At 61.8% G+C, this 6758-nt stretch carries 8 protein-coding genes and 1 pseudogene; 5 read left to right on the top strand and 4 right to left on the bottom strand.

What is annotated here, in order from left to right; translation table 11 throughout:
* Positions 1-143, top strand: a pseudogene (tdh, locus tag RFM40_RS31400) (L-threonine 3-dehydrogenase); the annotation flags it as partial.
* A 368-nt stretch (positions 144-511) separates the two neighbouring features.
* Here tdh and RFM40_RS31395 read toward each other — a convergent pair.
* On the bottom strand, positions 512-955 hold the full coding sequence (locus RFM40_RS31395) for a MarR family winged helix-turn-helix transcriptional regulator (RefSeq protein ID WP_320229064.1): 444 nt from the start codon (positions 953-955) through the stop codon (positions 512-514).
* Positions 956-1087: 132 nt separating this feature from the next.
* Here RFM40_RS31395 and hmgA point away from each other — a divergent pair, with 132 nt between their 5' ends.
* The 3 genes from hmgA to RFM40_RS31380 all read left to right on the top strand — a co-directional run bounded on the left by hmgA (position 1088) and on the right by RFM40_RS31380 (position 4149).
* On the top strand, positions 1088-2401 hold the full coding sequence (gene hmgA, locus RFM40_RS31390) for a homogentisate 1,2-dioxygenase (protein ID WP_320278901.1): 1314 nt from the start codon (positions 1088-1090) through the stop codon (positions 2399-2401).
* A 187-nt stretch (positions 2402-2588) separates the two neighbouring features.
* A complete protein-coding gene (locus tag RFM40_RS31385) occupies positions 2589-3602 on the top strand; it encodes a fumarylacetoacetate hydrolase family protein (RefSeq protein ID WP_320229041.1) in 1014 nt (337 codons plus the stop codon).
* Between the two features lie 10 nt (positions 3603-3612).
* Entirely contained in the window at positions 3613-4149 is a 537-nt protein-coding gene (locus RFM40_RS31380) for a DinB family protein (RefSeq protein WP_320278900.1), read from the top strand.
* A gap of 3 nt (positions 4150-4152) precedes the next feature.
* Here RFM40_RS31380 and RFM40_RS31375 read toward each other — a convergent pair whose 3' ends face one another.
* The gene (locus RFM40_RS31375; protein ID WP_320278899.1) at positions 4153-4368 is read right to left on the bottom strand and encodes a type II toxin-antitoxin system Phd/YefM family antitoxin; all 216 of its coding nucleotides are present in this window, start codon (positions 4366-4368) and stop codon (positions 4153-4155) included.
* Between the two features lie 75 nt (positions 4369-4443).
* A complete protein-coding gene (gene hppD / locus RFM40_RS31370; RefSeq protein ID WP_320229044.1) occupies positions 4444-5559 on the bottom strand; it encodes a 4-hydroxyphenylpyruvate dioxygenase in 1116 nt (371 codons plus the stop codon).
* 138 nt (positions 5560-5697) lie between these two features.
* Here hppD and RFM40_RS31365 point away from each other — a divergent pair, with 138 nt between their 5' ends.
* The gene (locus RFM40_RS31365; protein ID WP_320229045.1) at positions 5698-6165 is read left to right on the top strand and encodes an Lrp/AsnC family transcriptional regulator; all 468 of its coding nucleotides are present in this window, start codon (positions 5698-5700) and stop codon (positions 6163-6165) included.
* Between the two features lie 190 nt (positions 6166-6355).
* Here the strand turns inward: RFM40_RS31365 and RFM40_RS31360 are convergent, their stop codons facing one another.
* Positions 6356-6694 carry a protein tyrosine phosphatase family protein gene (locus RFM40_RS31360; protein WP_320229065.1) on the bottom strand — a complete coding sequence of 113 codons (339 nt, stop codon included), beginning with the start codon at positions 6692-6694 and terminating at the stop codon, positions 6356-6358.
* Between the last annotated feature and the right edge of the window lie 64 nt (positions 6695-6758).

Genomic DNA, 6758 nt, shown 5'->3' with positions numbered 1-6758 from the left:
CCTGGTACAAGATGATCGCGCTCGTACAGGGCCCGCTCGATGTTTCGGGCCTGATCACCCATCGCATTGGCATCGACGATTTCCAGGTCGGTTTCGATGCGATGCGGAGCGGCAGTTCGGGTAAGGTGGTAATGGATTGGTAGGGGCCTTGGCCAGCGTGGACATTTTCTATGAAGCGACACCGCCTACTTGAGCCGCTTGTAGTAGCCTTGGAGAGCTTGGACGGGCGGCCGCACCACGAGCTGAGGCAGATATTTGCTGAGGTCGCTAGGCGTAGACCTAATCTGCTGGACCGATCACTATTTTCTGAGCGAAGCCGCCGAACGTCCGAAATTGAGAAGGTATTTCACAAGACCGTCGCGGAAATAGACCCAATGGTTAGGACTGCGGCATTGCCAAGTGGGCTGGACGCGCCGTTCTTAAGCCACCTAAGATTTAATCATTCCAGTGGTCGGTTGCACATCGGCCATAGCAACGCATCCATAGTTCTGTCCCAAGAAGGCTCAGAACCCTAGCTTTGGCTCAGAGCTCCCTCCAACGCCGCCACCCCGCCGACAACCGCGGCGCGTTCCTCAGCACTCAGCCTCGCCAGCAACTCCCTTTCAAACGCCTTCGCCAGCGGCACCATCTCGCGATACGCGGCGAGCCCCGCCTTGGTCAGGGTCAGATGCTCGATGCGGCGGTCGTTCTCGTCGGGCGTGCGCGTCAGCCAGCGCCGACGCTCCAGCTCGGCCACCGCCCGCGACACCTTGGTCTTGTGCATGGCCGACTGCTCGCCGAGCTCCGTCGCCGTCATCGTGCCGCGCTGGCCGAGGCCTGACAGCGTGCGCCATTCCGGCCGCGTCAGGCCGTGGCGTTCCTTGTAGATGCGCGAGAATTCCCGGCTGACGGTATCGGCAAGCCGGTAGAGCCGGTAGGGCAGGAAGCTTTCGAGCTCGAGGATTTCCGGTTCCATCTGGCGCGCCATCGATGCAGCCTTCGGCGTTGATAGTTACATTTTCGATGGTTACAAATGAAACCAGTTTGGTCAACATCGCCCGGTGAGCTACGGCTATGCGAGGCTTAGACCGGGATCAGGGAGGATCGGATGGCTTTTTCCTACATGCCGGGTTTCGGCAACGATTTCGAGACCGAGACGCTGCCCGGCTCGCTGCCGCAGGGACGCAACTCGCCGCAGCGGCCGGCCTACGGCCTCTATGCCGAGCAGCTTTCGGGCTCGCCCTTCACCGCGCCGCGCGGCACCAATGAGCGTTCCTGGCTTTACCGCATCCGTCCGAGCGTCCGGCACACCGGCCGCTTCAAGGGGATGAGATACCCTTTATGGAAGACCGCGCCCAACATCGGCGATCATGAGCTGGCGCTCGGCCAGTACCGCTGGAACCCGGTGCCGATGCCCTCCGAGCCGACCGACTTCATTTCCGGCATGCGCACCATGACCACTGCCGGGGACGCGGTCGGTCAGTCCGGCATGGCGGCGCATGTCTATGTCGCCAACCGCTCGATGGTTGACGCCCATTTCTTCAATGCCGACGGCGAGCTCATGATCGTGCCGCAGGTCGGCGCGCTGCGCCTCGTCACCGAGATGGGCGTCATCGAGCTCAGGCCCGGCGAGATCGCCGTGCTGCCGCGCGGCCTCGTCTTCAAGGTCGAGCTCGCCGACAAGGAAGCGCGCGGCTATGTCTGCGAGAACTATGGCGCCAAGTTCACCATGCCCGACCGCGGCCCGATCGGCGCCAACTGCCTGGCCAACCCGCGCGACTTCAAGACACCCTGCGCCTGGTTCGAGGAAAAGGAGACGCCCTGTCGGCTGATCGTCAAATGGTGCGGCACTTTCCATGTCACCGAGCTCGACCATTCGCCGCTGGACGTTGTCGCCTGGCACGGCAACTACGCGCCGTATAAATATGATCTGGCGACGTTTTCGCCGGTCGGCGCCATCCTGTTCGACCACCCCGACCCGTCGATCTTCACGGTGCTGACGGCGCCCAGCGGCGAGGAGGGCACCGCCAATGTCGACTTCGTCATCTTCCCGCCGCGCTGGCTTGTGGCGGAAAACACTTTCCGGCCGCCCTGGTACCACCGCAACATCATGAGCGAGTTCATGGGCCTGATCCACGGCCAATACGACGCTAAGGAGGAAGGCTTTGTGCCCGGGGGCATCAGCCTGCACAACCAGATGCTGGCGCATGGGCCTGATGCGTCCGGCTTCGAGAAGGCCACCCGCGCGGACTTGAAGCCGGTCAAGCTCGACAACACCATGGCTTTCATGTTCGAGACGCGCTTCCCGCAGATGCTGACGCGCTATGCCGCCGAGCTCGACACGCTACAGGAAAACTACATTGACTGCTGGGCCGACCTGAAGAAGCGTTTTAACGGTACGCCCGAGGGCGACTGGTCCTGACCGGCGTTACTGCCAGGAAAACTGAGGCGGGTGGCTTGACGTTCGCCCGTAACAGCTTTGTTGTGGACTGAAGCATGATCCCCAAAAGTGGGAATCGGTTTTTGCTTTCGCCGACCTTTGGTTCGGGAAAGATCATGCGCAAACAAAAATCCAAAGCGGCACAAAGCCCGCGAGCAGAGGAAACCGCATGAAGCTTGCCACCTTGAAAAACGGGACGCGCGACGGGAAGTTGGTCGTCGTCTCGCGCGATCTGACGCGGTTCACCGACGCTTCCTTCCTGGTGCCGACGCTGCAGGCGGCGCTAGACGACTGGCGGCGGATTGCGCCGCACCTGGCGGCGATGGCGGAGTCGCTGGAGACCAACGCCGTGCCTTCGGCGCGCTTCCACGAGCATGATGCGCATTCGCCGCTGCCGCGCGCCTATCAGTGGGCAGATGGCTCGGCCTATGTGAATCATGTCGAGCTGGTGCGGAAGGCCCGCGGCGCCGAGATGCCGGCAAGCTTCTGGACCGATCCGCTGATCTACCAGGGCGGCTCGGATTCCTTCATTGCTCCGCGCGATCCGATCCGCGTGGCGGACGAAGCCTACGGCATCGACATGGAGGCGGAAGTCGCCATCGTAGTCGATGACGTGCCGATGGGCGCCGGTCTGGACGAGGCGAGAGAGGCGATCCGCCTCGTCATGCTGGTCAACGACGTGACACTGCGCGCCATCACTGGTCCGGAACTTGCCAAAGGCTTCGGCTTCTTCCAATCAAAACCGTCTTCCGCCTTCTCGCCCGTCGCGGTGACGCCGGACGAATTGGGCGACGCCTGGGACGGCGGCAAAGTCAACCTTGCGCTGCTGGTCGACCTCAATGGCAAGCCGTTCGGCCGGGCCAATGCCGGTATCGACATGACCTTCGACTTCCCGGCGCTGATCGTGCATGCCGCCAAGACCCGGCCGCTTGCCGCCGGCACCATCATTGGCTCGGGCACCGTCTCCAACAAGCTCGATGGCGGGCCGGGCAGGCCGGTCTCGGCAGGCGGCGCCGGCTATTCCTGCATCGCCGAGCTGCGCATGATCGAGACCATCGAGGCCGGTGGGCCGAAGACGCCTTTCCTGCATTTCGGCGACACGGTGCGCATCGAGATGAAGGACAAGGCCGGCCATTCGATCTTCGGCGCCATCGAACAGAAGGTGGAAAAGCACGAGGGGTGAGGCCCGAACGGTGACTCTGCTCGAGCATCTGCGCCGCATGGCGCGCAACAATCTCTGGTCGAACGACCGGCTCTACCGCGCTGTTCTGGCGCTCCAGCCCGGCGAGTTCGAGGCCAAGCGCACCAGCTTCTTCCCATCGATCAAGGAGACGCTCAATCACATCATTGCGGTCGATCGTCTCTATCTCGATTTCCTGACGGATGGCGGCCTCGGCGCCGCGGCCTACGATACCTTCGTGCCTTTCGACGACGTGGCAAGCCTGACGGTGGCACAGGCCGATTTCGACCGCAAGCTGATTGCCTTCTGCGATCGCCTGTCCGAGGCCGATCTCGACCGTCGCGTCATCACCGATCGGCGTGAGGACGGCCTGATCCCCGAGCGCATCGGCGACATCCTCGCCCATGTCTTCCTGCACGACATCCACCACCGCGGCCAGGTGCACGCGATGCTCTCCGGCACTTCCGTTCCGCCACCGCAATTGGATGAGTTTCTGCTCGACTACGACATCAAGCTGAGGGAGGCTGAGGTCGAACGGCTGGGGCTCTAATTGTCATCTTAGATATTCGGCCCATTCAGAGCCGAGGCTATCAAAATCGTCGGCGACAAGGATATTGCCCTTCAAGGCGCCAATGCGTGGTAAAAAGGCGCCCTTCGGCAGCGGTGGCAAGAGACGCGCTACGGCCTTGCCGCGCCGGGTGATCACGATCTCCTCGCCGGCTTTCGCGCGCCTCACGAGTTCCGACAGTTTGGCCCTGGCTTCGGTCATGGAGACGTTCACGGCTCGACCTCTTGTGACCAGAACTTAGATCACGGCCGATCGAGCCGCAAATGAGCTTTAGCTTTACGCCGCCTTGCCGCCCACCTTCAGCACGCCGCGCTTGATCTGGTCCTGCTCGATCGACTCGAACAGCGCGCGGAAATTGCCTTCGCCAAAACCTTCGTCGCCCTTCCTCTGGATGAATTCGAAGAAGATCGGCCCGATTACGGTCTTGGAAAAAATCTGCAGCAGGATCTTGGTCGTGCCGCCATCGACCACGCCTTCGCCGTCGATCAGGATGCCGTGCTTCTTCATCCGCTCGATCGGCTCGTCATGGCCGTGCACGCGCTCATGCGACATCTCGTAATAGGTGTCGGGCGGGCCGGGCATGAATTTCAGCCCGTTGGCTGCGAGTTTGTCGGTGGCTTCGTAGATCGCGTCGGTGCCGACCGCGATGTGCTGGATGCCTTCGCCATTGTACTTCTTCAGATATTCGGCGATCTGGCTGGTTTCGTCCTTGGACTCGTTCAGCGGAATGCGAATCTTGCCGCAGGGCGAGGTGATCGCGCGGCTGACGAGACCGGTGATCTTGCCATCGATGTCGAAGTAATGGATCTGCTTGAAGCCGAACAGGTCGCGATAGAAATCCCACCATTTGTCCATGTTGCCGCGATAGACATTGTGGGTGAGGTGGTCGAGATAGTAGAAGCCGACGCCTTCGGGCTTCGGGTCGCGCTCGCCCAGCCACTCGAACTCGGCGTCGTAGGCCGAGCCCTTCTCGCCATAGGTTTCGATGAAATAGAGCAGCGAGCCGCCGATGCCGACGATGGCCGGCACGTCGAGCGTCTTGTCCTTGCCTTCATAGGGCGTCGCGCCTTTCGACACGGCATGGTCGAAGGCGTGCTTGGCATCGACCACGCGCCATGCCATCGAGGCGGCGCAGGGGCCGTGCTTTTCGACGAACTTCATCGCATGTGAACCGGGCTCGGCATTGACGACGTAGTTGATGTCGCCCTGGCGCCAGACGGTAATGGCCTTCGTGCGGTGCTTCGCCACCGCGACATAGCCCATGCGGGTGAAAAGTTCGGCGAGTTTTGCCGGCTCCAAATGCGCGAACTCGACGAATTCGAAACCGTCGGTGCCGGCGGGATTCGCCTTGCTGATCTTGGCGGGCGGTGCATCGTGCGGGAAGGGGCCCATGGCAGTCCTCCGATAGCTGTTGCGGCCGTGGTTGGCCAATCTAGCTGATGATAACGCAAAACGACCGCACAGTGCTTGCATTCAACCGCTTGAAATGCTCTTCATGTGCGTGGATCGTGCATGATCGGAGGAAAATCCATGGAAGATGCGCGCCTCGATCAATTTGACCGCAAGATACTGGCGCTTTTGCAGGGCGATGCGCGGCTCACCAACAACGACCTTTCGGAGCGGGTCAACCTGTCGCCATCGCAATGCTCGCGCCGCCGCCAGCGGCTGGAGGAGGATGGCTATATTAAAGGCTACCGCGCCGTGCTCGATCGCGACCGGCTGGGCTTCTCACTGGTCAATGTGATTTCGGTGACCTTGGCCACGCACAACCGCGACAATGCTCGCCGCTTCGGCGAGTTGGTGGCGCGCTTGCCCGAGGTGCAGGAGGCGCACGCGCTGACCGGCGAGATGGACTACATCCTGAAGGTGGTGACGCCCGACCTCAAATCATTGTCGGAGTTCGTCAACGGCGTGCTGTTGCCGCATGAATCCGTGCAGCATGTGAAAACGGCGATCGTGCTGGAGACGCTAAAGGAAACCGGCGCGCTGCCGATTTAAGGTGCGCCGATATTCAGGCGAGGCCGGCCTACAAATGGCGGCCTCCTGCGCTTCCGGCCTTCGCCGGCCGAAGCACTCATGAGTGGCGTGGCAGTTAATTTAGGCTACGGCCGGCGTAGGCCGGTGCTCGAAGGCCACCATTTTCGACTCGGCCTGACCTGAATCTCAGCACACCTTCGCTGGAAAATCGTTAGCCCCTCTCCTGCTGGATCAGCCCATAGAGGTTGGTGCAGCGCGCGCCGGAGCGGCAGTAGGCAAACACCGGCCCTTCGAGTTCGTCCAGCGCCTCTGCCTGGTCCTCGACATTGTCCATGGTGATCTGGCCGCTGATCACTGGAATGTAGCGGAAGGCAAGGCCGGCGGCTTCGGCCGCGGCCTTGACGCTGTCGGCCGAAGGCTGGCCCGGCTGCTCGTTGTCCGGCCGGTTGCAGATCACGCTTCTGAAGCCGGCATCCTTGATGGCGGCGATGTCCTCGGGCTGGATCTGGCCGGAGACCGAATAATCTTCGCTGATCTGGCGGTATTCCATCATCTTATCCTCGCAATCTTCTTTGGCGGCAGTCATGCCACTCCGGGGCAGGGGCGGCAATGCG

The sequence above is a fragment of the Mesorhizobium captivum genome (genome assembly GCF_033977165.1).
Classification (GTDB): domain Bacteria; phylum Pseudomonadota; class Alphaproteobacteria; order Rhizobiales; family Rhizobiaceae; genus Mesorhizobium; species Mesorhizobium captivum.
The sequence above is the reverse complement of the archived record's forward strand: the minus strand, read 5'-3'. Positions and strand labels throughout refer to the sequence as shown.